A 26,399-nucleotide genomic window follows, 5' to 3' on the forward strand; every position below is an offset into this window, starting at 1 on the left:
TAAGACGCTTTAGCGTCACCATCCGGCATAAAAGCCCACATGAGTGCCGGATGGTGGTGTGAATGCCTTATCCGACCTACGAGGCTGGGAGGTTATTTTATGCTTCGTCGGCTGCGTAGCCTTGTGGTGGAAGGCGAATGCCGTCCAGCCAGGCTGCGTTATCGCGCATTTGCAGACGACCATCGACAAACCAACCGACCACCAGCGGATAGATGGCATGTTCCTGGGCCTGAACGCGCGCCGTCACGTCATCTTCGCTGTCGCCGTCAAACACCGGAACTTTCGCCTGCAGAATAACCGGCCCACCGTCCAGTTCGTCAGTGACAAAATGAACGGAGGTTCCGTGTTCTTCATCACCGTTTTCCAGCACCTGACGATGTGTATGCAGGCCGGGATATTTGGGCAACAGAGAAGGGTGGATATTCAGCAAGCGTTCGGCATAGTGGGCGACAAACGCCGGGCTGAGGATACGCATATACCCGGCCAGTACCACGACGTCCGGCGCATAGGCATCGATCTCTTGTATTAGCTGGCGATCAAAGGCTTCACGGCTGGCAAACTGGCTTGCCTCCAGCGAATGAGCCGGAATGCCTGCTTCGCGTGCACGTTCAAGGCCGAACGCGTCGGCCTTATTACTGAATACTGCACGTAGGGTGCCCTTGATTTTTTTCTGTTTGCAGGCGTCAATGATCGCCTGCAAATTGCTTCCGTTACCGGAAATGAGCACCACTATGTTTTTCATTCAATGACCACACGCTGTTCGGAATCGGACGCTTTGATGATACCGATTCTCCACGCGTTTTCACCTTTTTCGTTCAGCAGCGCAAGAGCATTGTCCACTTCAGCTTCTGGCAGAGCGATAACCATGCCTACGCCGCAGTTGAAGGTGCGATACATCTCGTGCTGACTGACGTTACCCGCTGTTTGCAGCCAGTTAAAGACGGCTGGCCATTGCCAGGAGGATTCATCGATTACGGCCTGGGTGTTGTCAGGCAAGACGCGTGGGATATTTTCCCAGAAACCGCCGCCGGTCAGGTGGGCAATTGCGTGCACGTCAACCTTCTCAATCAGCTCCAGAATGGATTTCACATAAATGCGGGTAGGCGCCAGCAGATGATCGGCCAGTGATTTGCCTTCCAGTTCGGTTGTTTCCGGGTCACAGCCGCTGACTTCGACAATTTTACGCACCAGGGAATAACCATTGGAATGCGGGCCGCTGGAGCCAAGCGCAATCAGCACATCGCCATCAGCCACTTTTGAGCCGTCGATGATTTCTGATTTCTCAACCACGCCTACGCAGAAACCGGCCACATCGTAATCTTCACCGTGATACATCCCCGGCATTTCAGCGGTTTCACCCCCGACCAGCGCACAGCCGGACTGCAGGCAACCTTCGGCAATACCGGCGATCACGCTGGCAGCGGTATCGACGTCCAGCTTACCCGTGGCATAGTAGTCGAGGAAAAACAGCGGTTCAGCGCCCTGTACCACGAGGTCGTTGACGCACATCGCCACCAGGTCAATACCGATGGTGTCGTGGCGCTTCAGATCCATCGCCAGACGCAGTTTTGTACCTACGCCGTCAGTGCCGGAAACCAGTACCGGTTCACGATATTTTTGCGGCAATGCGCACAGCGCACCGAAGCCACCCAAACCACCCATTACTTCCGGGCGACGGGTTTTCTTTACTACGCCTTTGATTCGATCGACCAGAGCATTCCCTGCGTCAATATCAACACCGGCATCTTTGTAGCTAAGAGAGGTTTTATCGGTCACTGCCTGGTTCCCCACGTGTTTACTTGCAGTAAAAGTTAAATTCGGCGCAATTCTAACAGGGAAAGCAAACGTTTGCGAGTCTGCTCTGCATCGGCTTTTTTCTGCCGTTTTTTTCAGCGATTTACATTCACATACGTCTTTATTTGACCTGAGCCACGAAAATGAAACCGGGTTCAGCATGGTGCTTGAAACCGGATGACGTAATGCACAGTATCTTACTGAAACCGGTTTCTGTTTTTATCAGCAGTGATGAAATTAATGGTGACCACACGTCAAAAGGAAGGGTCATTAATGAATATCGCAGCATTCGATATTGGTGGTACGGCATTAAAAATGGGCGTGATTAGCGAACAGGGCGAATTGCGGGAAAAGGGCAAGCTGTTAGTGCCTGACTGCGATGGAGACAAAATTTTGCAGGGCATGCTGGACTGGGTTTCAGCCCATCCTGACTGCGAGGGCATCGCCATTAGCGCACCGGGTTATGTCAATCCGACTACCGGCTATATCGAAATGGGCGGAGCGATTCGCCAGTTTGACCATTTTGCACTCAAAGCATGGCTGGAAGAGCGTACCGGGTTGCCGGTGACGGTTGAAAATGATGCGAACTGTGTCGCGCTTGCTGAGCGTTGGCAGGGGAAAGTAGCCGGTATCGAAAATTTCCTTGTTCTGACCATCGGGACCGGGATCGGCGGGGCGATTTTCTGCAACAACCAACTGGTGCATGGCGCGCGTTTTCGTGCTGGTGAATTTGGTTATATGCAAACCGCCCGACCCGGAACACGTGATGTCAGACGCTATTCGATGAATGAAAATTGCACCCTGCGCGTTTTACGTCATCGCTATGCGGAACATATCGGGAGCGCACTGGAAGACGTCTCGGGCGAAGATGTTTTTGATCGCTACGACGACGGTGACCCTGTCTGCCAGCGTTTAGTCACTGAGTTTTTTAACGACCTCGGCACGGGTCTTTATAACCTCGTTAATGTGTTCGATCCGCAGGTGATATTAATCGGTGGCGGCATTGTTGAACGCCCCGGATTCCTGTCGCTGTTGCGTCATCATTTGGCCTGGTTCGGTATTGCGGAATATATCGATATCGTCAGCCACGGCAACGACGCCGGGTTGTACGGTGCCGTTTACCATTTCAATCAGCAAAACAGAACGGTATAGGAGCTAACATGTCTGGATTTAAAGCAAATTTCATGTGGGGTGGCGCGGTTGCTGCTCACCAACTGGAAGGTGGCTGGCAGGAAGGGGGAAAGGGGATTAGCGTTGCTGATGTGATGACGGCGGGGGCAAATGGTGTCGCTCGCGAAATTACCGATGGCGTGCTACCAGAGAAAAATTACCCCAACCATGAGGCTATTGATTTTTACCATCGCTACCAGGACGACATTAAGCTGTTTGCCGAAATGGGGTTTACCTGCTTTCGCACGTCAATTGCCTGGACCCGTATTTTCCCACAGGGTGATGAAACGCAGCCAAATGAAGCTGGCCTGCAATTCTATGACGATCTGTTCGATGAATGCCTGAAATACGGTATTGAACCGGTGGTTACGCTGTCGCATTTTGAGATGCCGTACCATCTGGTGAAGGAATATGGCGGCTGGCGTAATCGTAAGTTGATTGATTTCTTTGTCCGTTTTGCCGAGGTGGTCTTCACCCGCTTCCAGCATAAAGTGAAGTACTGGATGACGTTCAATGAGATCAATAACCAGGCTAATTTCCACGAAGATTTTGCACCGTTTACCAACTCCGGCTTGAAGTACCAGCCAGGCGAAGACCGTGAGCCGGTAATGTATCAGGCTGCACACTACGAACTGGTGGCGAGTGCACTGGCGGTAAAAGCGGCGCGTGAGATTAATCCCACGCTGCAAATTGGCTGCATGATTGCCATGTGCCCGATTTACCCGCTGACCTGTGCGCCTGACGATATAATGATGGCGATGAACGCCATGCATCGCCGTTACTGGTTTACCGATGTCCATGTGCGCGGCAAATATCCGCAGCATATTCTCAACTACTTTGAACGTCGGGGATTTGAGCTGGATATTACCGAGGAGGACCGTCAGGCGCTGACTCAGGGCTGTGTTGACTATATTGGTTTCAGTTACTACATGTCCTTTGCTACGCAGGCTTCAGCGGAGAATCCGCAACTGGATTATGACGAAACGAAAAGCCTGGTCTCCAACCCCTATGTGCAAAAATCGGACTGGGGCTGGCAGATTGATCCGGTCGGCCTGCGCTACTCGCTAAACTGGTTCTGGGATCATTATCAACTCCCGCTGTTTATCGTAGAAAACGGGTTTGGTGCCATCGATATGCTGGAAAGCGATGGGACGGTGAACGATCAGTACCGCATTGACTACCTGGCGGCCCACATCAGTGAGATGAAAAAAACCGTGGTGGAAGATGGCGTCGATTTAATGGGCTATACGCCGTGGGGGTGTATTGATTTAGTGTCCGCCGGGACAGGTGAAATGAAAAAACGCTATGGTTTTATCTACGTCGATAAAAATAATGACGGTAGTGGGACATTAGCACGCTCGCCTAAGAAATCTTTTTCATGGTATCAGCACGTCATTCAGACCAATGCTGAATTTTTATAGAATTCAATGGATTGATGCTCGGCCCCGCCCAGCGTGCGGGGCGTGTCTTATACTCATTTTTCAGACGTAAATGACTTTGGTTGATCCATATCAAGCGTATGCAGTGTTGCGCCAGAGAGGAAAAGCGGTATAATCCGGCGATTTTTTTTGTGGTTGCCACTCGTCTGAGGAAAGGAGAAGAGTATGAAGATCGTGGAAGTCAAACACCCACTCGTCAAACACAAGCTGGGATTGATGCGTGAAAACGACATCAGCACTAAACGCTTTCGTGAACTCGCCTCGGAAGTTGGCAGCCTGCTGACTTATGAAGCAACCGCTGGTCTGGAAACCGAAAAGGTGACCATTGAAGGCTGGAACGGCCCGGTTGAAGTCGACCAAATCAAAGGTAAAAAAATCACCGTTGTGCCAATCCTGCGTGCGGGCCTGGGTATGATGGAAGGCGTACTGGAAAACGTCCCGAGCGCGCGTATCAGCGTGGTGGGCATGTACCGTAACGAAGAGACGCTGGAGCCGGTACCGTACTTCCAGAAACTGGTGTCTAACATTGACGAGCGCATGGCGCTGATCGTTGACCCGATGCTGGCCACCGGTGGTTCCGTTATTGCTACCATCGACCTGCTGAAAAACGCGGGCTGCAGCAGCATTAAAGTGCTGGTGCTGGTTGCTGCGCCAGAAGGTATCGCTGCGCTGGAAAAAGCGCACCCGGATGTTGAGCTGTATACCGCATCTATCGACCAGGGGCTGAACGAGCACGGATACATTATTCCGGGACTCGGCGATGCCGGCGATAAGATTTTTGGTACCAAGTAAATGAATAAATAAAAAGAAGCCGACTTTAAGAGTCGGCTTTTTTTTGAATAAAACAACCCATCGCTACTCAAACACAATACTCAGAGGAAAACACTATGACGCGCCGTGCTATCGGGGTGAGTGAAAGACCGCCGCTTTTACAGACAATCCCGCTTAGTTTGCAGCACCTGTTCGCCATGTTTGGCGCCACGGTACTGGTGCCAGTCCTGTTTCATATCAACCCGGCCACCGTCCTGCTGTTTAACGGCATTGGTACGCTGCTGTATCTCTTTATCTGTAAGGGGAAAATCCCAGCTTATCTGGGGTCCAGCTTTGCCTTTATCTCTCCGGTACTGCTGCTACTGCCGTTAGGGTATGAAGTGGCGCTCGGCGGTTTTATCATGTGTGGCGTGCTGTTCTGTCTGGTTTCTTTCATCGTGAAGAAAGCAGGTACCGGTTGGCTGGATGTGATGTTCCCGCCTGCGGCTATGGGCGCAATCGTTGCCGTCATCGGCCTTGAGCTGGCTGGTGTTGCTGCGGGGATGGCAGGCTTGCTGCCAGCTGAAGGACAAATGCCGGATTCTAAAACCATTATCATTTCGATGGTGACGCTGGGCGTAACGGTATTTGGTTCGGTACTGTTCCGCGGCTTTATGGCGATTATCCCGATTCTGATTGGTGTGCTGGCGGGTTATGCGCTCTCGTTCGTGATGGGCGTTGTGGATACCACACCCATTGCCGAAGCCCACTGGTTTGCTCTGCCGACCTTCTACACGCCGCGTTTTGAATGGGTGGCTATTCTGACCATCCTGCCTGCGGCGCTGGTGGTGATTGCCGAACACGTAGGACACCTGGTGGTGACCGCCAATATCGTGAAGAAAGATTTAATTCGCGATCCCGGCTTGCACCGTTCGATGTTCGCCAATGGCCTGTCGACGGTGATCTCCGGCTTCTTTGGTTCCACGCCTAACACCACTTATGGTGAGAACATCGGCGTCATGGCCATTACCCGCGTGTACAGTACCTGGGTCATTGGCGGGGCGGCAATTTTTGCTATTCTGCTTTCATGTGTGGGCAAACTGGCCGCCGCGATTCAGATAATCCCGCTGCCGGTTATGGGCGGTGTCTCACTGCTGTTGTACGGGGTGATTGGTGCGTCCGGTATCCGCGTGTTGATCGAATCAAAAGTTGATTACAACAAAGCACAAAACCTGATCCTGACCTCGGTGATTCTGATTATCGGCGTGAGCGGTGCGAAGGTTCACATTGGTGCGGCTGAGCTGAAAGGCATGGCGCTGGCGACCATTGTCGGCGTTGCCCTGAGCCTGATCTTCAAAGTGATTAGCTTGCTGCGTCCGGAAGAAGTTGTCCTTGACGCTGAAGATGCTGACAGACCGCAACACTAAGTCTCTGACCGGGCGGCATCGCTGCCCGGTTCTATCGCGACGTATTTCTGTGGTAAACTCAACGCGATTTTATGAAATCCTGGGTTGAGGTATCTCTGAACACACCGGCACAGCTCTCTTTGCCACTTTATCTTCCTGACGATGAAACCTTCGCAAGTTTCTGGCCGGGGGATAACTCCTCTTTACTGGCCGCGCTGCAAAACGTGCTGCGTCAGGAACATAGCGGGTATATCTATCTCTGGTCGCGTGAAGGCGCGGGCCGTAGTCATTTGCTGCACGCAGCCTGTGCCGAGCTTTCTCAACGCGGGGATGCCGTCGGCTATGTCCCGCTGGATAAGCGTACGTGGTTCGTACCGGAAGTGCTTGATGGCATGGAACATCTCTCGCTGGTGTGCATTGATAACATCGAATGCGTGGCCGGGGATTCCCTGTGGGAAATGGCGATCTTCGATCTCTACAACCGCATTCTGGAATCAGGGAAAACGCGCCTGCTGATCACTGGCGATCGTCCACCAAGACAGCTTAATCTCGGACTGCCGGATCTGGCTTCTCGTCTGGACTGGGGGCAAATCTACAAACTTCAGCCGCTCTCGGATGAAGATAAGCTTCAGGCATTGCAATTACGCGCCAGATTGCGCGGATTCGAACTGCCGGAGGACGTGGGCCGCTTCCTGCTAAAGCGTCTGGATCGCGAAATGCGCACGTTGTTTATGACCCTGGATGAGCTGGATCATGCGTCGATCACCGCTCAGCGCAAGCTGACCATTCCGTTCGTCAAAGAGATTCTGAAGCTGTAAGCACCGCAGCCGAAAAGACTGCGGTGCATCACATTAGCCGACGATATCCAGCACCTGCTCCGGCGGACGCCCAATTCGCGCTTGACCGTTGGCCACCACAATCGGACGTTCCATCAGTTTCGGGTTTTCCACCATCGCCTGAATCAGCGCCTCTTCACTCAGAGTCTCGTCCGCCAGGTTGAGCGATTTATAGAGATCTTCTTTCTGGCGCATCAGCTCACGCGCGCTGGACATGCCCAGCATCTGCAGCAGATTACGCAAAGTTGCTTCGTCTGCGGGAGTGTCGAGATACAGTACTACTTCCGGCTCCACGCCGTTGGACTTCAGTAATTCCAGTGTCTCACGGCTCTTTGAGCAACGTGGGTTATGGTAGATTTTAATCGCGTCTGACATGACTTCTCCTTGCATAGCAAAACTGCCGGATGGCGGATAAGACGCAACAGCGTCACCATCCGGTAAGTATTCAATAGTTACATCTTCGTGTACGGTTTAAAGCGCTCTTGCAGCTGGCGTAGCTGGTCAATACGGGCATCGTATCTTGCCTGCTGCTGGCTTCCCAGCTTCACCTGTGAACTTGCGCTGCTGAGCATAGAAATGGCCTGGTCAAGACGTCCCGCCAGCGCATAGCCTTCTGCGCGTGCCGCCAGTTCCTGATCGCGGTTATTCAGCGTTGCTTCCGTTTGTGCTAACAGATCCCAGCCATTGCCGTCATCCTTATGATTAAACGTATAACGATTCAGGATGGTAGCGGCCTCTTTGGCCTGACCGGCCTGTAAATAGGCATTCGCCAGGTTAAGCTGCAATACCGGATTAACGCGCAGGTCGCGGGCGTTTTTCAGGCGATTAATTGCATCGCCGGTTTTCTTCTGACCGAGATCGATATCGGTCGCCAGGTCGAGATACCAGGCATTGTTCGGATCGGCAGACAGCAGCGGCTGTAGCGCTTTACGCGCCTCGTCGTATTTACTGTCTTCCATTGCTTGTAACGCGCGGCCATATTGCGCCGCCCGTTGCTCGCGGACGTTGCCTTTTGCCCAGTTATCCAGCAGGTCGCTGCTCAACTGGTTGCGACCCGAGTTATACATGCCGAGGGTTCGCGCTTTTGCCAGGTAAAAATCTTCCGAGGATTGCACCACCGTCGGTCGCATCTGGTTAGCACGGTTACGCGCATCCGCCAGACGGCTTTCTGGCAGGGGGTGCGTCAGCAGAATTTCAGGCGGGCGCGTGGAATAGCGCGCCTGGTCGAGCAGTTTTTCCAGAAACGTCGGCATGGCCTGCGGATCAAATCCTGAGCGTTGCAGGACCTGAATACCGATACGGTCCGCTTCCTGTTCATTTTGCTGCGTAAAGCTGATCATCCCCTGACGGGTGCCGGCCAGCGTACCGGTCAGTGCTGCCATCCCCGCCTGCGGACTGGCCATCGCCAACAGAATAGAACCCAGAGCCCCCACCCAGGTCAGCGGGGCAGAGCGCTTTTGGTCTTCCATGGCGCGCGCCAGGTGGCGCTGCGTGACGTGAGAAATTTCGTGCGCCATCACCGACGCCAGCTGGCTTTCGTTATCGGAATAGCGGAAAAGCGCAGAGTGCAGCACAACGTTGCCGCCAAAGAAGGCAAAGGCGTTTATTTCATCGTTATTAATCAAAAAGAAATGGAAGGGGGTTTTGACGGAGTCCGCGTGTGAGACCAGACGCATCCCCAGAGAATTAATGTATTGGGTCAGCAAAGGGTCGTTAATTAACGGCGCACTGCCGCGCAGCTGGCGTACGTAATAGTCACCCATCTGCATTTCCTGCCCGATGGAAAGCGTGCTCCCTGCTGAGGTTCCCATATCCGGTAGGGTGTCCGCAGTGTCAGCAAATGCGGGCGCGACCTGACCGATGGCCAGTGCAGCAATGAGGGTAGCAACCAGGTTTTTTTTCAACTGCCTGAACATAACCTCTGTCCTGTATTCTTTTTTGAGATAGCCATTTGACCCATGCTGTGAAGTATCGTTCACCCTCAGACAGCTTTGGGAGTGTAACTGCGAAATTCGACGATGAATACCCAGGAAAAATGTCTTTTCACTTTGCGTAAACCGCTATAAAAAGCGAAGTCTTTTTTGTGACATTTCGATACAATTCGGGATCGCAATCCCGCTATTGAGGTTCATGGAAGGGTTTTATGCTCGAAATGTTGATGCAATGGTATCGCCGCCGCTTTAGCGACCCTGAGGCTATTGCCTTGCTGATTATTCTGGTTGCCGGTTTTGGCATCCTTTTCTTCTTTAGTGGGCTGTTAGCGCCGCTGCTGGTTGCCATTGTGCTGGCCTATCTGCTGGAATGGCCCACCGTGCGGCTGGAAAATATCGGCTGTTCAAGGCGTTGGGCGACATCCATTGTACTGGTGGTGTTCGTCGGTATTCTGCTGCTGATGGCGTTTGTGGTAATGCCGGTCGCGTGGCAGCAGGGGATCTACCTGATTCGTGATATGCCCGGCATGCTTAACAAGCTGTCTGATTTTGCCGCTACCTTGCCGCGACGGTATCCGGCGCTGATGGATGCCGGCATCATTGATGCGATGGCAGAGAATATGCGCGCGCGAATGCTCAATATGGGCGATTCCGTGGTGAAATATTCGCTGGCTTCGCTGGTCGGATTGCTGACGCTGGCGGTATATCTGGTTCTCGTTCCGCTAATGGTGTTCTTCCTGGTGAAAGACAAAAGCCAGATGCTGAATGCCGTACGTCGGGTACTTCCGCGTAATCGTGGACTGGCCGGGCAGGTCTGGAAAGAGATGAACCAGCAAATCACCAACTATATTCGCGGCAAAGTGCTGGAAATGGTGGTGGTAGGCGTCGCCACCTGGCTGGGCTTCCTGCTGTTTGGCCTCAACTACTCCTTGCTGCTGGCTGTACTGGTCGGTTTTTCAGTCCTGATCCCGTATATCGGTGCCTTCGTGGTGACCATCCCGGTGGTGGGCGTGGCGCTGTTCCAGTTTGGTCTCGGGACCGAGTTCTGGAGCTGCTTTGCCGTGTACCTGATCATTCAGGCGCTGGATGGCAATCTGTTGGTCCCAGTACTGTTCTCCGAAGCCGTAAACCTGCATCCACTGGTGATTATTCTGTCGGTGGTGATTTTTGGCGGGCTGTGGGGATTCTGGGGCGTATTCTTTGCTATTCCGCTGGCGACGTTAATCAAAGCAGTCGTCCATGCCTGGCCGGATGGTCAGACGATTGACGAGTCATAGACCCTGACGCCCGGCGGTGCAATGCCGCCGGGCCAGAACTTGTCTGACCTCTATACACACTTTCTGAATAATCTTCCTGGGTGTCGTTTTTCTCCGTATTAGCCTTTAACTTGACCAATGTGATGTCTTTTTGTCACACAAGGAATAAGACCAACAGGAGAAAAAAATGGGTCACAACACGCACACGCAACAAAAAGCGGGATGGGTTGGCTATCTCGCCTTTTTCGTCACTATTATCCTTTTTTCCGGCATGTTTTCGAAAAGTACCGACTGGTGGCGGGTGTTCGATTTCACCGTTCTCAACGGCGCATTTGGGCAGATAAACGCGGCAGGCGAGACGGCGGTCTCGTTTCGCGGTGCCGGCGGGATGGGCGCAAAAGATGGCTTTTTATTTGCGCTGGAACTGGCGCCCTCCGTCATTCTGTCACTTGGCATCATCTCCATTACCGAAGGCTTGGGAGGGTTGCGCGCGGCGCAGCAGCTAATGACGCCGGTCCTGCGCCCCTTACTCGGCGTTCCGGGTATTTGCTCGTTGGCGCTGATTGCGAATGTGCAAAATACCGATGCCGCAGCCGGAATGACCAAAGAGCTGGCGGAAGAGGGGATTATCACCGAGCAGGAACGCGCTATTTTTGCCTGCTGGCAAACCAGCGGTAGCGCGTGTATCACCAACTATTTTTCCTCAGGCGCGGCGCTGTTTACGATGGTTACCGTTCCGGTGATAACGCCACTGGCGGTGATCCTGGTCTTCAAATTTGTCGGCGCGAACCTGCTACGGCTGTGGATCGCGCAGCTTGAAAATCGCCGTACGCAGCAGGAGGCCTGAGATGACAACACACGTACGTAAAAATGTCATGGATATGTTCATCGATGGCGCAAGGCGCGGGTTTACCATTGCCACCACCAGCCTGTTACCGAACGTGGTGATGGCGTTTGTGATTATTCAGGCGCTAAAGGTAACGGGGTTGCTCGACGTCGTCGGCCGGGTGTGCGAACCGGTTATGGCGCTGTGGGGATTGCCGGGGGAATCTGCCACCGTGCTGTTGGCGGCGGTGATGAGTATGGGCGGCGGCGTTGGCGTTTGCGCCAGTCTGGTTGTCGCCGGAACCCTTTCGGGACATGATGCGACGGTATTGCTACCGGCCATCTACCTGATGGGGAATCCAGTGCAAAATGTCGGACGCTGTCTGGGGACTGCGGGGGTTCATCCTCGCTATTATCCGCTTATTATTGCGGTATGCGTGATGAATGCGCTGCTCTCTATTTGGGTTATGCAGGTAATTGCCTGACAAGGAAGGTTATGAACTGTTCAATTCTTGGTCTGACGCTGTTCCAGCGCGGACACGTTTACGCGCCTGACGATTTGGGGCAACAAGATATTCTGGTCGCGGGCGGAAAAATTGTCGCCATCGCGCCGTCTATCCTGGCAGACGATTTTCCCGGCTGTCGGTGTATTAATCTCGAGGGTGCCATTGTTTGTCCGGGGTTTATCGATCAGCACGTTCATTTGATTGGCGGTGGCGGAGAGGCCGGCCCCCACACCCGCACACCGGAAGTGCGTCTGTCACGTCTGGTTGAAGCGGGTATCACCTCAGTGGTGGGATTGCTGGGTACCGACGGAATTACCCGTCATCCGGAGTCGCTGTTGGCGAAAACCCGAGCACTGGAATATGAAGGCATCAGTGCCTGGATGCTCACCGGCGCGTATTCGTTACCTTCCCCGACCATTACCGGCAGTATTGAGCGCGATGTAGCGCTGATCGACAAGGTGATAGGGGTGAAATGTGCGATTTCAGACCATCGCTCATCAGCCCCGAATACCGCGGTGCTGGCGAACATGGCGGCGCAGTCGCGCGTCGGCGGATTATTAGGGCAGAAGCCGGGGATTAGCGTCTTCCATATGGGGGACAGCCCGCGCATGCTGGAGCCGCTGTATGACGTCCTCGCGCATTCAGATGTGCCGATAACCAAACTGCTGCCAACGCATGTTAACCGCGCGGAACCGTTGTTTGAGGCCGCCTTAGCCTATGCCCGCAAAGGGGGGTATATCGACATTACCAGCAGTATTGATGAGCCCGTGGATCCGGCAACGGCCATCGCGACAGCGCTGCGCAGCGACGTTCCACTGTCGCGGATTACCTTGAGTTCAGACGGTAACGGCAGCCAGCCGGAGTTTGATGAACAGGGCAATCTGACGGGGATTGGTGTGGCCGGATTTGAATCACTGGCACACACGCTGCGCCAACTGGTGACGGTTCATGCCATTCCTCTGGAGCAGGCATTATGTCCACTCACGCGCACGGTGGCGGAGTTTCTGGGACTTGGGCATAAAGGACGTCTGGCGGTTGGATGCGATGCGGACATTCTGGTGCTCAACGACACGCTGGAGGTTTACCACCTGTGGGCGAAGGGCAACGCGGTGGTGAAAGAGAAAAAAGCGTGTGTTAAAGGGACGTTTGAGTAAACGACGTTGATGCCGGATAGCGGCGTAAATGCCTTATCCGGCCTACGGACTTGCGCGGATGTAGGCCTGATAAGACGCGTAGCGTCGCCATCAGGCTTAATCCGGCAAAAATAAATCAGGCGTTTTCCTGCACCCATTTCAGCACGATGTCGTGGTGATTGCTGGTTTTGAAATCATCAAACACATGTTCAATCTTGCCGTCAGCATCCACCAGGAAGCTGATGCGATGAATGCCATCATAGGTTTTACCCATAAATGACTTCTCTCCCCAGACGCCAAACTGCTCGCAAACCTGGTGATCTTCATCGGACAGGAGCGTGAAGTTAAGCACTTCCTTCTCCACGAAGCGGGAAAGCTTCTCCGGTTTATCGGTGCTGATACCCAGCACTTCCACGCCGGCTTTTTTTAACTGATCCATGTTATCGCGTAAGCCACAGGCCTGTATGGTACAGCCGGGCGTCATGGCTTTCGGGTAGAAATAAACCAGAACACGCTGTCCCTGGAAGTCGGTTAAATTTACTTGTTCTCCGTCTTGATCCGGCAAGCTAAATTTCGGTGCGATATCACCGGCTTTCAGTGGGTTCATTACTTAACTCCATCCTGTTCATCATGCTGTGAGTAATTGACGACGTTAATACTGCCTTGCGCATTGAGTTCTGTACAGAGTGCTTTAAACGCATCCTCAATATTTGCCGAATCGTGTGACGCAGGGCTATGTGCGGTAATCTGAATAAACAACTGGGCAGCCTTTCCGTTCTCCGCCGGTTGGGTGCGAGAAACCAGTTCGGCAATATTCATTTGATGACTGTCGAAAAGGGCGGTAAAACGCTCAATCAAATGGGGAGAGTCAGGGACATCAACCTGAACCCATACCGTGGCGGGCATCGCCGGGCGGGGGCGTGCGGTTGTACGCTTCATCACAATCAATAAATCTAGCTCTGCGCCTTTCAACGGCAAGGTTGATTCAATCAGGGTGATGGCATTCCAGGTACCAGACAACAGCATGATAAATGTAAACTCGTCACCCAGCATGGCCAGTCGGCTGTCTTCAATATTACAGCCACAACTGCTGACATGACGAGTGATGGTGTTCACAATTCCTGGGCGGTCGGCACCCAGCGCAGTAATGACCAGATAGTGTTGCGATGACGATGTCAAACCTGTTCTTCCTTTGAGCGGTGAGGTAATTATAAGGAAAGCATAAAAAAAACATGCATACAACAATCAGAAGGGCTCTGGTCGCTTGCTTTTATTGTCGTACCAAACGTACCATTGAGACACTTGTTTGCACAGAGGATGGCCCATGTTCACGGGAAGTATTGTCGCGCTTATTACGCCGATGGATGAGAAAGGTAAAGTCTGCCGGTCGAGCCTGAAAAAACTGATTGATTATCATGTCGCCAGCGGCACCTCGGCGATCGTTTCGGTTGGCACTACCGGTGAGTCCGCCACGCTGAGTCATGATGAACATGGCGATGTGGTGATGATGACGCTGGAACTGGCCGACGGGCGTATTCCGGTAATTGCCGGAACCGGCGCCAATGCGACCGCAGAAGCCATTAGTCTGACGCAGCGTTTCAACGACAGCGGTATTGTCGGCTGCCTGACGGTGACGCCTTACTACAACCGCCCGACGCAGGAAGGTTTGTTCCAGCATTTCAAAGCCATCGCTGAACATACTGACTTGCCACAAATTCTGTATAATGTGCCGTCCCGTACTGGCTGCGATATGCTGCCGGAGACCGTGGGTCGTCTGGCGAAAGTAAAAAATATTGTCGCTATCAAAGAGGCCACAGGGAACTTAAGTCGTGTTCACCAGATCAAAGAGCTGGTTTCAGACGATTTTATTCTGCTCAGCGGTGATGACGCGACCGGGCTGGACTTTATGCAGCTCGGTGGTCATGGCGTGATTTCCGTTACCACTAACGTAGCGGCACGTGAAATGGCTGAAATGTGCAAACTGGCGGCAGAAGGGCGTTTTGCCGAGGCGCGGGTGATTAACCAGCGTTTGATGCCGTTACACAACAAACTATTTGTCGAACCCAATCCTATCCCGGTGAAATGGGCATGTAAGGAATTGGGTCTTGTGGCAACCGATACGCTGCGTCTGCCGATGACGCCAATCACGGACAATGCTCGTGATATCGTCAAAGCGGCGCTTAAGCATGCCGGTTTGCTGTAAAGTTTAGGGAGATTTGATGGCTTACTCAGTACAAAAGTCGCGCCTGGCCAAGGTTGCGGGTGTTTCGCTAGTTATGTTGCTCGCGGCCTGTAGTTCTGACTCGCGCTATAAGCGCCAGGTGAGCGGTGATGAATCCTATCTGGAGGCCGCACCGCTTGCTGAGCTTCATGCGCCAGCTGGGATGATTCTGCCGGTAACAACCGGTGATTATACCATCCCGGTAACCAACGGCAGCGGTGCTGTTGGTAAAGCGCTGGATATTCGCCCACCGGCTCAACCGCTGGCATTGGTTAGCGGTGCACGTACCCAGATCGCAGGTGATACGGCAACGTTGCTGGTAGAGAATGGTCGTAGTAACACGCTGTGGCCGCAGGTCGTTAGCGTGATTCAGGCGAAAAACTACACCATTACCAAACGTGATGATGCCAGTCAGACGCTGACGACCGATTGGGTTGACTGGAACCGTCTTGATGAAGACGAGCAGTATCGCGGACGTTATCAAATCTCGGTTAAACCGCAGGGCTATCAGCAGGCGGTAACGGTGAAACTGGTTAACCTCGAGCAGGCCGGTAAGCCGGTGGCAGATGCTGCATCAATGCAGCGCTACAGCGCTGAGATGATGAACGTTATCTCAGCGGGTCTGGATAAGACCGCCACCGACGCCGCGAATGCCGCGCAGAGCCGCTCTGCCGCCACCATGGATGTTCAGAGCGCCGCCGATGACACCGGCTTGCCGATGCTGGTGGTACGCGGACCGTTCAACGTGGTGTGGCAGCGTCTGCCAGCAGCACTTGAGAAAGTGGGCATGAAAGTGACCGACAGTACTCGTTCTCAGGGCAGCATCGCCGTAACCTACAAACCGCTGTCCGATAGCAACTGGCAGGAACTGGGCGCGAGCGATCCGGGTCTCGTATCCGGCGACTACAAACTGCAGGTCGGTGATTTAGACAACCGCAGCAGCTTGCAGTTTATCGATCCGAAGGGACATACCCTGACGCAAAGCCAGAACGACGCGCTGGTCGCCGTCTTCCAGGCCGCATTCAGTAAGTAAAAATCAAGGGCTGGATAACTCCAGCCCTTTTTTCTGGTATGATACGCAAACGTGTGCGTCAGCAGAAAAACGCAATATTTATCGTTATTTCACACCCAGGAGTAATAAAGATGCAAAAGCAAGCTGAGCTGTATCGTGGTAAAGCGAAGACCGTATACAGCACGGAAAACCCGGACCTGTTGGTGCTCGAATTCCGCAATGATACGTCAGCAGGGGATGGCGCGCGCATCGAACAGTTCGATCGTAAAGGCATGGTGAACAATAAGTTCAACCATTTCATTATGACCAAGCTGCAAGAAGCGGGCATTCCGACCCAAATGGAGCGACTGCTATCCGATACCGAATGTCTGGTGAAAAAACTGGAGATGGTCCCGGTCGAGTGCGTGGTGCGTAACCGCGCGGCAGGTTCCCTGGTGAAGCGTTTAGGCGTTGAGGAAGGTATTGAACTGAATCCGCCGCTGTTTGATCTGTTCCTGAAAAACGATGCTATGCACGATCCAATGATTAACGAGTCCTATTGCGAAACGTTTGGTTGGGTGAGCAAAGAGAATCTGGCACGAATGAAAGAGCTGACCTACAAAGCCAACGACGTGCTGAAAAAAATGTTTGATGACGCGGGTCTGATCCTGGTCGACTTCAAACTTGAGTTTGGTTTGTATAAAGGTGAAGTGGTTCTGGGCGACGAATTCTCTCCGGACGGTAGCCGTCTGTGGGACAAAGAAACGCTGGATAAAATGGACAAAGACCGTTTCCGCCAGAGTCTGGGCGGCCTGATCGAAGCCTATGAAGCTGTCGCACATCGCCTGGGTGTGAAGTTAGACTGATCCCTTCCTGAGCCGGCGATCGCTCTCCGGCTCATCAATTCCCCCCTGGTTTGATTACTCTTTCTTATGGTAATCCTGTTCCGAACCGCCTACGATCATCATCATAATGAATAAAAAGTTGAGGTGATTATGCGCTGGCAAGGGCGTCGCGAAAGCGACAATGTAGAAGACAGACGTAACAGTTCGGGCGGCGGACCTTCTATGGGCGGGCCGGGCTTTCGTTTGCCACGTGGTAAAGGCGGCATCATCCTGCTGATTGTGGTCCTTGTGGCCGGCTATTATGGCGTCGATCTCACCGGGTTAATGACCGGCCAACCTGTTTCGCAGCAGCAATCCACGCGTTCCATCAGTCCGAATGATGATGAAGCGGCCAAATTTACCTCGGTGATCCTCGCCACGACCGAAGACACCTGGGGCCAGCAGTTTGAAAAAATGGGCCGTACTTATCAGCAGCCTAAGCTGGTGATGTACCGTGGCGCGACGCGAACCGGATGTGGAGCAGGCCAGTCAGTGATGGGGCCATTTTATTGCCCTGCGGACGGCACGGTCTATATCGATCTCTCCTTCTATGACGACATGAAAAGTAAGCTCGGTGCTGACGGTGATTTTGCTCAGGGCTATGTCATTGCGCATGAGGTTGGCCACCACGTGCAGAAACTACTAGGCATAGAACCGAAAGTTCGCCAGATGCAGCAGAATGCCTCGCAGGCGGAAGTGAATCGTCTTTCCGTGCGTATGGAGCTGCAGGCCGACTGCTTTGCTGGCGTCTGGGGCAACAGTATGCAGCAGCAGGGCGTGCTGGAAACGGGCGATCTGGAAGAAGCGCTGAACGCCGCCCAGGCAATTGGTGACGATCGCCTGCAGCAGCAGGGGCAGGGACGCGTGGTACCGGACAGCTTTACGCATGGTACCTCTGAACAGCGCTATAGCTGGTTCAAACGCGGTTTTGATAGCGGCGACCCGGCGCAATGTAATACCTTTGGCAAAGGCATTTAAGATCCTGAGGCAGGGATGTCCGATAACACCGCACTGAATGCGTTAACTGAACACATGGCCCGGGAAGGCATCCGTCGCCTGCTGATTATTAGCGGCGAGGGTCTGTGGCCTCAGGAGCGGGCGCTTGCGCTACGCAACACATTACCCGGCGACTGGCTTTGGGTGGGGGCAACGGCCCCCGCTGAACCGTACTGCACGCCGCAAGCGCTACAAACGTTACTGGGGCGTGAGTTTCGCCATGCGGTTTTTGATGCCCGTCAGGGATTTGACGCTGCGGCGTTTGCCGCCCTAAGCGGCACGCTGCGTGCCGGAAGCTGGCTGGTGCTGCTGACGCCCCCCTGGCTGACCTGGCAAACGCATCCTGATGTGGATTCACTGCGCTGGAGCGATTGCGCCGAACCTATCCCTACGCCGCACTTTGTCGAACACTTTCAACGGGTGATGACCCGTGACGGACAAACCCTGCACTGGCAACAGCATCAGCCGTTTGCGCCTGGACATTTTCCCGCGCGCGGTCGCTGGCAGCCAGCTAACGGCGAGCCTCAGCCAGAGCAGGCGGTCATTTTACAGCAGCTGCTGGATATGCCGCCCGGCGTGGCAGCGGTAACCGCCGCGCGAGGCCGGGGTAAATCCGCGCTGGCCGGGCAGTTGATATCACGCATGAAGGCAAGCGCCATTGTTACCGCCCCGGCAAAAGCGGCGACGGATGTGCTGGCGCAGTTTGCCGGAGAACGTTATCGCTTTATGGCGCCTGATGCGTTACTCACCGGCAGCGAAACCGCTGATTGGTTGATTGTGGATGAAGCGGCCGCTATTCCCGCTCCGTTGCTGCATCAGCTGGTTTCGCGTTTTCCACGTGTACTGTTGACTACCACCGTTCAGGGCTACGAGGGAACCGGCAGAGGGTTCTTATTGAAGTTCTGCGCGCGTTTCCCCCATCTTCTGCGTTATGAACTGCAGCATCCCATCAGGTGGGCTCAGGGGTGTCCGCTGGAACAAACCGTCAGTGAGACGCTGGTGTTCGACGACGACACTTTTTTGCATCCCCCTCAAGGCGATATCCACTTCTCCACCTTTGAGTCGACGGCCTGGCATAGCAATCCGCATCTGCCGCTGGCGGTATACCGGCTGCTCTCCGGGGCGCATTACCGCACGTCTCCGCTGGATTTGCGCCGAATGATGGACGCGCCTGGCCAGCATTTTTTGCAGGCATCGGCGGCTGACGCGGTGGCGGGGGCCGTCTGGTTGGTGGATGAAGGCGGCTTATCCGCTGAACTTAGCCAGGCCGTCTGGGCAGGTTATCGTCGTCCAAGAGGAAATCTGGTGGCGCAATCACTGGCTGCGCACGGCAGTGACCCGCAGGCGGCGACGCTCGTTGGACGGCGAGTAAGCCGTATTGCGGTTCATCCCGGCCGCCAGCGGGAAGGTATTGGGCAACGGCTAATCGAGCAGGCTCATTACTATTCCACGCAGTGTGACTATCTGTCGGTCAGTTTTGGTTATACGAGTGAGCTATGGCGTTTCTGGCAGCGCTGCGGCTTTGTGCTGGTGCGGATGGGGAATCATCGGGAGGCCAGTAGCGGCTGCTACACCGCGATGGCGCTGCTGCCGATAAGCGAGGCGGGAAAACGCCTGGCCGCAACCGAACACCTGCGCCTGCGTCGGGATGCTGACGTTCTGGCACAGTGGAACGATGAGGCGATCCCGGTCGTGCCGCTGAAAGAGACTACGCTTAATGATGACGACTGGCAGGCGTTGGCTGGATTTGCTTTTGCGCATCGGCCGCTGCTCACGTCGTTAGGCTGTCTGAGTCGTCTACTCCAGCGCAGCGAGCTACCTCTTCCGGCATTGCGCGGACGTGTCGACGAGAGATGCGGCGACACTGAACTGTGCCAGCGACTGAAGGTGCCCGGGCGTAAAGCGCTGTTGTTGGTTCAGCGGGCTGAAGCGGCGCAGGCGTTGGCCCAGATCGATGCGGCCCGGACGCAACAGCTACAGAATCGCATTATGCAATGGCAATTTTTTCACTGACTTCTTCAATTTCCTGGCATGGTCATTGCGATTAAGCGGCGTAGAATTACTCTTATCAGTTAAGGAGATCGCCATGAAACATGACCATTTTGTTGTTCAAAGTCCCGATAAACCTGCGCAACAGCTGTTGCTGCTGTTTCATGGTGTCGGCGATAACCCGGTTGCCATGGGCGAAATTGGTTCCTGGTTTGCACCGCTGTTCCCCGATGCGCTGATTGTCAGTATCGGTGGGGCACAGCCTTACGGTTCCACCGGCGGCCGGCAGTGGTTTTCAGTGCAGGGCGTGACGGAACAGAACCGTCAGGAGCGGGTTGATGCCATCATGCCGGTGTTTATCGACATCGTACGCTACTGGCAGCAACAGAGCGGCGTTTCCCCTCTGGCAACCGCGCTGATTGGTTTTTCGCAGGGGGCGATTATGTCGCTTGAGAGCATCAAGGCCGAACCGGGGCTGGCATCGCGGGTCATCGCCTTCAATGGCCGCTACGCCAGCGTGCCGGAGGTGGCGACGACCGCCACAACGGTGCATTTGATTCATGGCGGGGAAGACCGGATTATCGAGTTATCTCACGCCGTTGCCGCGCAGGAAGCATTAATTCGTGCCGGAGGGGATGTGACGCTGGATATCGTCGAGGATCTCGGCCATGCCATTGACGATCGCAGCATGCAATATGCACTCGATCATTTGCGCTTTACCGTACCGAAGCACTATTTCGATGAAGCACTGAGTGGTGGTAAGCCCCACGATGATGTGATTGAGATGATCTAGCCCGTAGGCCGGATAAGGCGAGGTCGCCATCCGGCACTTAATGCCCGGTGGCGCTAACGCTTACCGGGCCTATGGGACTGCGATTATTTCTTCGGCTGATCCTTGTTCGGCCAGTCATCGTCATCATCCCATTTATCGTTAAAGTCACGATGCGGGGGAAGCTCCGGTTTATTGGCGAGAAATTTTTTATGGTCAACGCGCTTGAGATCTTTGATTACGTTCAGCAGTACGCCTACCAGAAAAACCAGTACTAAAATCCACCAATACTTTGCCAGCAAGTCCATGCTCATTTCCTCTTGCAGGAACGCTCATCAGGCGACGAGCTGCTCCATGATACGTTGATACATACGGGCAAGCAGCTGCAGGTCGGCGGCATTAACACATTCATTAATTTTATGAATGGTGGCATTGACCGGCCCAAGTTCTACTACCTGCGCCCCCATGCGGGCAATAAAGCGCCCGTCGGATGTCCCGCCTGTAGTCAGTAACTGCGGTTTAATTTCATTATAGTGCTCAATGGCGTTGACCACTGCATCCACCAGTTTACCGCGATCCGTCAGGAACGGCTGACCGGAAAGCCACCAGTCGACGGTATAACGCAGCTGATGCTTATCCAGCAGCGCCAGCACCCGCGATTTGATCATCTCATCGTTGAGTTCGGTGCTGAACCGGAAGTTGAACTGAACAAAAAGCTCGCCGGGGATGACGTTATTGCTGCCGGTTCCTGCCTGAATATTGGCAATCTGCATGCTGGTCGCGGGGAAAAATTCATTGCCCTGATCCCATTCAATGCCTACCAGTTCATTCAGCATTGGCGCAGCACGGTGCACAGGGTTATCGGCCAGATGCGGATAGGCCACGTGTCCCTGAACCCCGTGAATTGTCAGGTTGCAGGTCAGTGAACCCCGACGCCCGTTCTTGACCACATCACCGACGATTTCGGTACTGGATGGCTCGCCGACCAGGCAATAGTCCAGTCGTTCGTTGCGGGCCATCAGCGCTTCAACCACCTTCACGGTGCCATTTTTCGCGCTGGCTTCTTCATCAGAGGTGATTAAAAATGCCAGACGGCCTTTATGGTTAGGGTGCTGAGCGACGAAACGCTCTGCCGCGACAACCATTGCCGCCAGCGATCCTTTCATATCTGCAGCGCCGCGTCCGAACAGCAGGCCGTCGCGGATTGTCGGCTCAAATGGCGGATTGATCCAACGATCAACATCACCGGCAGGCACGACGTCGGTGTGACCGGCAAATGCCAGCGTCTCACCGTGTCCGCGCCATGCCCAAAAATTCTGTGTGTCACCAAAATCCATTCGCTCAACGGTAAAACCTACCGCGCGCAGGCGCTCAATCATTAACGCCTGGCACCCGGCATCATCCGGGCTCAGAGAAGGACGGCGAATAAGCTGCTGTGTCAGCTCAATAACCGGGCACGACATAGACTACACCTCATTACAATCATTAAAAAACTGCATATAACTGGATTCACTAAAACCCAGCAGCATAGGCTTACCCGGTGCGCAGAGCAATGGGCGTTTGATCATTGCGGGCATTTCAATCATCAACGCGGCCGCGGCGTCCGCAGTGGTGATGCGACTCCGCGTGGTTTCATCCAGTTTGCGCCAGGTGGTTCCGCGCGTATTGAGCAGCGCCTCCCAACCTAACTCGTTGATAAAAGACTGCATGAGTGCGTGGTCCAGACCGTCAACGCGATAATCATGGAAGCGGTACTCAATACCGCGTTCCTCCAGCCAGCGTCGGGCTTTTTTAATCGTATCGCAGTTTTTAATGCCGTAAAGGGTGACCATTTGAATCCTTATTGACGTAATTTGAATATTTATTCTTAATCTGTGTTATTGCAGATAATACATAGTGTCACTCAATCGTTATAGAAAAATATAACATTGTTGAACAACAGTGAATAATGATTCCTGAAAGTTCCAGAATCATGGATAGCGTAAAATTCAGAATTTACTGCTTTGCATCTGACTGTTTTTCCATCAGAATTATCAAAGTCGTAGATTATGTATGAATATTTCAAAATATTGCCGTAAGTCACATAAAATTTATGGGTATAGCGCATAGTGATGACATACACCCCACACACGGGAGGATGCAATCACAACCATTGGTTAAATTGTCTTCTTTTAATGATGATGATTTCGTAGAATGCCCATAATAATAAGAGAGGTTGTTATGATTGAACGTGAACTGGGGAACTGGAAAGATTTTATCGAAGTCATGCTTCGTAAATAAATTTCTGGCAGACATCCTGATCCCGCAAGGGATAAAAAAAGGCGACTCATAATAAGTCGCCTTTTTTGTGCCCTGATTATTCCGGGCGTGGCTTCAACGGGAAGCGCCTGCGTACCAGCACAAAAAACAGCGGCACGAAGTAAATGGCCAAAATGGTGGCGGATATCATCCCGCCCATCACGCCGGTCCCTACCGCATGCTGACCGCCGGAGCCTGCGCCGCTGCTGATGGTCATCGGCAGCACCCCGAAGATAAACGCCAGTGAGGTCATTAAAATTGGACGTAAACGCTGACGACAGGCGTGCAGTGTGGCGTCGAGCAAATCGTGTCCTTTTTCATTCATTTCATTGGCGAACTCAACAATTAATATTGCGTTTTTCGCCGACAGCCCGATAACCGTTAATAGCCCGACCTGGAAATAAACGTCGTTTTCCAGACCGCGCATCCAGGTCGCCAGCAGCGCGCCAATCACCCCCAACGGCACTACCAGCATGACGGAGAACGGTACCGACCAGCTTTCGTACAGTGCCGCCAGACACAGGAACACCACCAGCAGCGAAATAGCGTACAGGGCAGGGGCCTGAGAGCCCGAGAGCCGTTCCTGATAAGACATCGCCGTCCATTCGAGGCCAAATCCGGTCGGAAGCTGATGCACCAGCGATTCCATCACGTCCATTGCCGTCCCGGTACTGACGCCGGGCGCGGCTTCGCCGACGATCTCGACGGCAGAGTAGCCGTTGTAGCGTTCCAGACGCGGTGAACCGGTTTCCCAGCGCGAGGTGGCAAACGCCGAGAACGGCACCATACCACCGCTATTGTTGCGCACGTACCACAGGTTGATGTCGTCAGGGAGCATGCGATATTTCGCCGCCGCCTGCACGTAGACTTTTTTCACACGGCCGCGGTCCATAAAGTCATTGACGTAACTGGAGCCCCAGGCCGTTTGCAGCGTGTCGTTAATATCATCGATAGAAACCCCCAACGCCTGTGCTTTGCGCTGATCGATATCAATTTGCAGCTGCGGGCTGTCGTCGAGGCCATTATGACGTACGCGGGTGAGAGAGGTGTCCTTCCCGGCAAGTTCTATCAGTTTGTCCCGTGCGGCCATTAACGCGTCATGACCCGCACCGGCGTGATCCTGCAACTCCATATCAAAACCGGCAGAGCTACCCAGGCCGCTGATGGCCGGAGGGCTGCTGGCAAATACGCGCGCCTCTTTAATCTGGTTAAACGCTTTGGTGGCGCGTTCGATAATGGCAAATGAGGTGCCGGTGGTGGCGTCACGATCGTCCCAGTCTTTTAAGCGGACAAACATGCGCGCTACGTTCTGCCCGTTCCCACCAGGGCCAGAGCCGACGGTTGAGAAGACCGACATGATGTTGTCTTTTTCATGGGTGAAATAATACTTCTCGACTTCTTCCACCACTTTTAACGTCTGCTGCTGCGTGGAACCGCTGGGCAGCTGCACCGAGGTGGTAAACATGCCGCGGTCTTCCAGCGGCAGGAACGAGGTTGGCAGGCGCAGGAACAGGAATACCATGCCGCCGAGCAGCAAGCCGTAGATCAGGATCCAGCGCAGGCTGCGATGTAAAATTCGGGCAACGCCTTTTTCATAGCGTTCAGCATTGCGGTTAAACATGCGGTTAAACCAGCCGAAGAACCCGGTCTGACCGTGATGTTCGCCCTTATGCAGCGGCTTGAGCAATGTGGCGCACAGGGCCGGGGTCAGGATCATCGCCACCAGCACCGACAGCACCATTGCCGAGACGATGGTTATCGAGAATTGGCGGTAAATCGCCCCGGTGGTGCCACCGAAGAAGGCCATCGGGATAAATACCGCGGACAGCACCATGGCGATACCCACCAGCGCACCCTGGATCTGCCCCATCGATTTCCGCGTGGCTTCACGCGGCGAGAGGCCTTCCTCGCTCATGATGCGCTCGACGTTCTCCACCACCACAATGGCGTCATCGACCAGCAAGCCGATGGCCAGCACCATCGCAAACATCGTTAGCGTGTTGACGCTGTAGCCAAAGGCGTAGAGCACGGAGAAGGTGCCCATTAACACCACCGGGACGGCGATGGTTGGGATAAGCGTCGCACGGAAGTTTTGCAGGAACAGATACATGACAAGGAAGACTAGCGCGATGGCTTCCAGCAGCGTTTTTACCACGTCGATAATCGACGCTTTGACGAAGGAGGTGGTTTCATACGCCACCTTGTATTCCAGTCCGTGCGGGAAATATTGCGACAGCTCATTCAGGCGATTGATAACCAGATTCGCTGTCGCCATTTCATTGGCGCCAGAGGCTAATTTAACCCCTAGGCCGGAGGCCGGATTGCCGTTAAAGCGGCTGAGGTAATCGTATTTCTCTGCGCCCATTTCGACTGTGGCGACGTCGCCCAGTTTGACGTCGGAACCGTCCTGGTTCACGCGCAGCGTAATCGCGCGGAAATCGTCCGGCGTTTGTAGCAATGACTGAGCATTGATCGTCGCATTCAGCGCCTGTTTGTCCACCGAAGGCGTACCGCCAAGTTGGCCGACTGCAATTTGCGCATTTTGCGACTCGATAGCGTCGGTGACGTCTTTGGCGGTCATCTGGAAGCTGTTCAGCTTGGCCGGGTCGAGCCAGATACGCATGGAGTATTGAGAGCCGTAGGCGTCAATATCCCCCACGCCGTTAATACGGCTGAGCGGGTCCTGAATATTACTCGCCACGTAGTCGGCAATATCCTGCTTATCCATTGAGCCGTCGGTGGAGACAAAGGCGATGGTCAGGATATTGGTGTCCCCGGTTTTACGTACCGTCACCCCCTGATCCTGTACCGCCTGCGGCAGCTTACGCATCGCCGACTGCAGTTGGTTTTGTACCTGCTGTACGGCTTCGTCAGGATCGGTCCCTGCCACAAAACTTAGCGTCACCGACGCCTGGCCGGTCCCGCTGCTTTGCGACGACATATACATCAGGTTATCGAGACCGGTCATGTTCTGTTCGATAACCTGGGTCACGGTGTTTTCCAGCGTTTGTGCCGACGCGCCTGGATAGTTCGCGGTGACGCGCACGTTCGGCGGCGCCAGATCGGGATATTGCTCAACGGGCAGCGAAAAAATAGCCAGGGTTCCTGTGAGACACAACAGGATAGCTAACACCCAGGCAAAAATGGGGCGATCGATAAAAAAATTCGCCATTAAAAGGGGACCTCGTGTTTCTGCGTATATTTG

At 53.9% G+C, this 26,399-nt stretch carries 26 protein-coding genes; 16 read left to right on the forward strand and 10 right to left on the reverse strand.

The features are described from left to right. Nucleotides 1–97: 97 nt before the first annotated feature. Nucleotides 98–742 (reverse strand): phosphoribosylglycinamide formyltransferase, encoded by a 645-nt coding sequence (gene purN / locus IB214_RS06725; RefSeq protein ID WP_096756186.1) that lies wholly within the window; start codon nucleotides 740–742, stop codon nucleotides 98–100. Then, the gene (purM, locus tag IB214_RS06730) at nucleotides 739–1,776 is read right to left on the reverse strand and encodes a phosphoribosylformylglycinamidine cyclo-ligase (protein ID WP_096759359.1); all 1,038 of its coding nucleotides are present in this window, start codon (nucleotides 1,774–1,776) and stop codon (nucleotides 739–741) included. Before purM ends, purN begins: the two co-directional genes overlap by 4 nt. Before the next feature lie 291 nt (nucleotides 1,777–2,067). Between purM and bglK the strand changes: the two genes are divergently transcribed. From bglK to IB214_RS06755, 5 genes are all read left to right on the forward strand, one after another. Beyond that, nucleotides 2,068–2,946: a beta-glucoside kinase BglK gene (gene bglK, locus IB214_RS06735; protein WP_117343527.1), complete on the forward strand. Its 879-nt coding sequence runs from the start codon at nucleotides 2,068–2,070 to the stop codon at nucleotides 2,944–2,946. Between the two features lie 8 nt (nucleotides 2,947–2,954). After that, nucleotides 2,955–4,385 carry a 6-phospho-beta-glucosidase gene (locus tag IB214_RS06740; RefSeq protein ID WP_117343528.1) on the forward strand — a complete coding sequence of 477 codons (1,431 nt, stop codon included), beginning with the start codon at nucleotides 2,955–2,957 and terminating at the stop codon, nucleotides 4,383–4,385. Nucleotides 4,386–4,568: 183 nt separating this feature from the next. Beyond that, the gene (gene upp, locus IB214_RS06745; RefSeq protein WP_096756189.1) at nucleotides 4,569–5,195 is read left to right on the forward strand and encodes a uracil phosphoribosyltransferase; all 627 of its coding nucleotides are present in this window, start codon (nucleotides 4,569–4,571) and stop codon (nucleotides 5,193–5,195) included. A gap of 95 nt (nucleotides 5,196–5,290) precedes the next feature. Continuing rightward, nucleotides 5,291–6,580, forward strand: coding sequence for a uracil permease (uraA, locus tag IB214_RS06750; RefSeq protein WP_096756190.1), 1,290 nt, complete (start codon nucleotides 5,291–5,293; stop codon nucleotides 6,578–6,580). Between the two features lie 95 nt (nucleotides 6,581–6,675). Further along, nucleotides 6,676–7,377 carry a DnaA inactivator Hda gene (locus tag IB214_RS06755; protein ID WP_212726261.1) on the forward strand — a complete coding sequence of 234 codons (702 nt, stop codon included), beginning with the start codon at nucleotides 6,676–6,678 and terminating at the stop codon, nucleotides 7,375–7,377. Between the two features lie 33 nt (nucleotides 7,378–7,410). On the opposite strand, the gene arsC is transcribed toward IB214_RS06755, so the two are convergent. After that, nucleotides 7,411–7,770, reverse strand: coding sequence for an arsenate reductase (glutaredoxin) (arsC, locus tag IB214_RS06760; RefSeq protein ID WP_117343529.1), 360 nt, complete (start codon nucleotides 7,768–7,770; stop codon nucleotides 7,411–7,413). Nucleotides 7,771–7,847: 77 nt separating this feature from the next. Beyond that, on the reverse strand, nucleotides 7,848–9,311 hold the full coding sequence (bepA, locus tag IB214_RS06765; RefSeq protein WP_115257799.1) for a beta-barrel assembly-enhancing protease: 1,464 nt from the start codon (nucleotides 9,309–9,311) through the stop codon (nucleotides 7,848–7,850). 227 nt (nucleotides 9,312–9,538) lie between these two features. On the opposite strand from bepA, the gene IB214_RS06770 reads away from it, so the two are divergent. From IB214_RS06770 to iadA, 4 genes are all read left to right on the forward strand, one after another. Then, entirely contained in the window at nucleotides 9,539–10,603 is a 1,065-nt protein-coding gene (locus IB214_RS06770) for an AI-2E family transporter (RefSeq protein WP_096756194.1), read from the forward strand. Between the two features lie 166 nt (nucleotides 10,604–10,769). After that, nucleotides 10,770–11,429 (forward strand): nucleoside recognition domain-containing protein, encoded by a 660-nt coding sequence (locus IB214_RS06775; protein WP_117343530.1) that lies wholly within the window; start codon nucleotides 10,770–10,772, stop codon nucleotides 11,427–11,429. 1 nt (nucleotide 11,430) lies between these two features. After that, nucleotides 11,431–11,892, forward strand: coding sequence for a YjiG family protein (locus IB214_RS06780; protein WP_117343531.1), 462 nt, complete (start codon nucleotides 11,431–11,433; stop codon nucleotides 11,890–11,892). An 11-nt stretch (nucleotides 11,893–11,903) separates the two neighbouring features. Beyond that, the gene (gene iadA / locus IB214_RS06785) at nucleotides 11,904–13,067 is read left to right on the forward strand and encodes a beta-aspartyl-peptidase (protein WP_117343532.1); all 1,164 of its coding nucleotides are present in this window, start codon (nucleotides 11,904–11,906) and stop codon (nucleotides 13,065–13,067) included. Between the two features lie 115 nt (nucleotides 13,068–13,182). Here iadA and bcp read toward each other — a convergent pair whose 3' ends face one another. Next, nucleotides 13,183–13,653 (reverse strand): thioredoxin-dependent thiol peroxidase, encoded by a 471-nt coding sequence (gene bcp, locus IB214_RS06790; RefSeq protein ID WP_117343533.1) that lies wholly within the window; start codon nucleotides 13,651–13,653, stop codon nucleotides 13,183–13,185. Then, nucleotides 13,653–14,225 (reverse strand): glycine cleavage system transcriptional repressor, encoded by a 573-nt coding sequence (locus IB214_RS06795; RefSeq protein WP_003037954.1) that lies wholly within the window; start codon nucleotides 14,223–14,225, stop codon nucleotides 13,653–13,655. Before IB214_RS06795 ends, bcp begins: the two co-directional genes overlap by 1 nt. A 145-nt stretch (nucleotides 14,226–14,370) precedes the next feature. Between IB214_RS06795 and dapA the strand changes: the two genes are divergently transcribed. The 6 genes from dapA to ypfH all read left to right on the forward strand — a co-directional run bounded on the left by dapA (nucleotide 14,371) and on the right by ypfH (nucleotide 20,920). After that, nucleotides 14,371–15,249: a 4-hydroxy-tetrahydrodipicolinate synthase gene (gene dapA / locus IB214_RS06800; RefSeq protein ID WP_096756200.1), complete on the forward strand. Its 879-nt coding sequence runs from the start codon at nucleotides 14,371–14,373 to the stop codon at nucleotides 15,247–15,249. 16 nt (nucleotides 15,250–15,265) lie between these two features. Continuing rightward, nucleotides 15,266–16,300, forward strand: coding sequence for an outer membrane protein assembly factor BamC (gene bamC, locus IB214_RS06805; RefSeq protein WP_117343534.1), 1,035 nt, complete (start codon nucleotides 15,266–15,268; stop codon nucleotides 16,298–16,300). Between the two features lie 110 nt (nucleotides 16,301–16,410). Next, nucleotides 16,411–17,124: a phosphoribosylaminoimidazolesuccinocarboxamide synthase gene (gene purC, locus IB214_RS06810; RefSeq protein WP_096756202.1), complete on the forward strand. Its 714-nt coding sequence runs from the start codon at nucleotides 16,411–16,413 to the stop codon at nucleotides 17,122–17,124. A 129-nt stretch (nucleotides 17,125–17,253) separates the two neighbouring features. Beyond that, nucleotides 17,254–18,120, forward strand: coding sequence for a neutral zinc metallopeptidase (locus IB214_RS06815; protein WP_117343535.1), 867 nt, complete (start codon nucleotides 17,254–17,256; stop codon nucleotides 18,118–18,120). A 15-nt stretch (nucleotides 18,121–18,135) separates the two neighbouring features. Next, a complete protein-coding gene (locus IB214_RS06820; protein ID WP_117343536.1) occupies nucleotides 18,136–20,151 on the forward strand; it encodes a GNAT family N-acetyltransferase in 2,016 nt (671 codons plus the stop codon). Between the two features lie 73 nt (nucleotides 20,152–20,224). After that, nucleotides 20,225–20,920 carry an esterase gene (gene ypfH / locus IB214_RS06825; protein WP_117343537.1) on the forward strand — a complete coding sequence of 232 codons (696 nt, stop codon included), beginning with the start codon at nucleotides 20,225–20,227 and terminating at the stop codon, nucleotides 20,918–20,920. An 83-nt stretch (nucleotides 20,921–21,003) separates the two neighbouring features. Here ypfH and IB214_RS06830 read toward each other — a convergent pair whose 3' ends face one another. Genes IB214_RS06830 through IB214_RS06840 form a run of 3 tightly spaced genes read right to left on the reverse strand, consistent with a single transcriptional unit; the run spans nucleotide 21,004 to nucleotide 22,728 of the window. After that, the gene (locus IB214_RS06830; protein WP_096756206.1) at nucleotides 21,004–21,204 is read right to left on the reverse strand and encodes a hypothetical protein; all 201 of its coding nucleotides are present in this window, start codon (nucleotides 21,202–21,204) and stop codon (nucleotides 21,004–21,006) included. A 27-nt stretch (nucleotides 21,205–21,231) separates the two neighbouring features. Beyond that, complete coding sequence (gene dapE, locus IB214_RS06835) at nucleotides 21,232–22,359, reverse strand: succinyl-diaminopimelate desuccinylase (protein WP_096756207.1); 1,128 nt, start codon at nucleotides 22,357–22,359, stop codon at nucleotides 21,232–21,234. Between the two features lie 3 nt (nucleotides 22,360–22,362). Next, entirely contained in the window at nucleotides 22,363–22,728 is a 366-nt protein-coding gene (locus IB214_RS06840) for an ArsC family reductase (protein WP_115257807.1), read from the reverse strand. 388 nt (nucleotides 22,729–23,116) lie between these two features. Here IB214_RS06840 and ypfM point away from each other — a divergent pair, with 388 nt between their 5' ends. Then, nucleotides 23,117–23,176 (forward strand): protein YpfM, encoded by a 60-nt coding sequence (gene ypfM, locus IB214_RS06845; protein ID WP_001386977.1) that lies wholly within the window; start codon nucleotides 23,117–23,119, stop codon nucleotides 23,174–23,176. 76 nt (nucleotides 23,177–23,252) lie between these two features. Here the strand turns inward: ypfM and acrD are convergent, their stop codons facing one another. Then, complete coding sequence (gene acrD / locus IB214_RS06850; RefSeq protein ID WP_096756209.1) at nucleotides 23,253–26,366, reverse strand: multidrug efflux RND transporter permease AcrD; 3,114 nt, start codon at nucleotides 26,364–26,366, stop codon at nucleotides 23,253–23,255. Between the last annotated feature and the right edge of the window lie 33 nt (nucleotides 26,367–26,399).

The sequence above is a fragment of the Citrobacter sp. C1 genome (assembly GCF_014596895.2).
Classification (GTDB): domain Bacteria; phylum Pseudomonadota; class Gammaproteobacteria; order Enterobacterales; family Enterobacteriaceae; genus Citrobacter; species Citrobacter gillenii.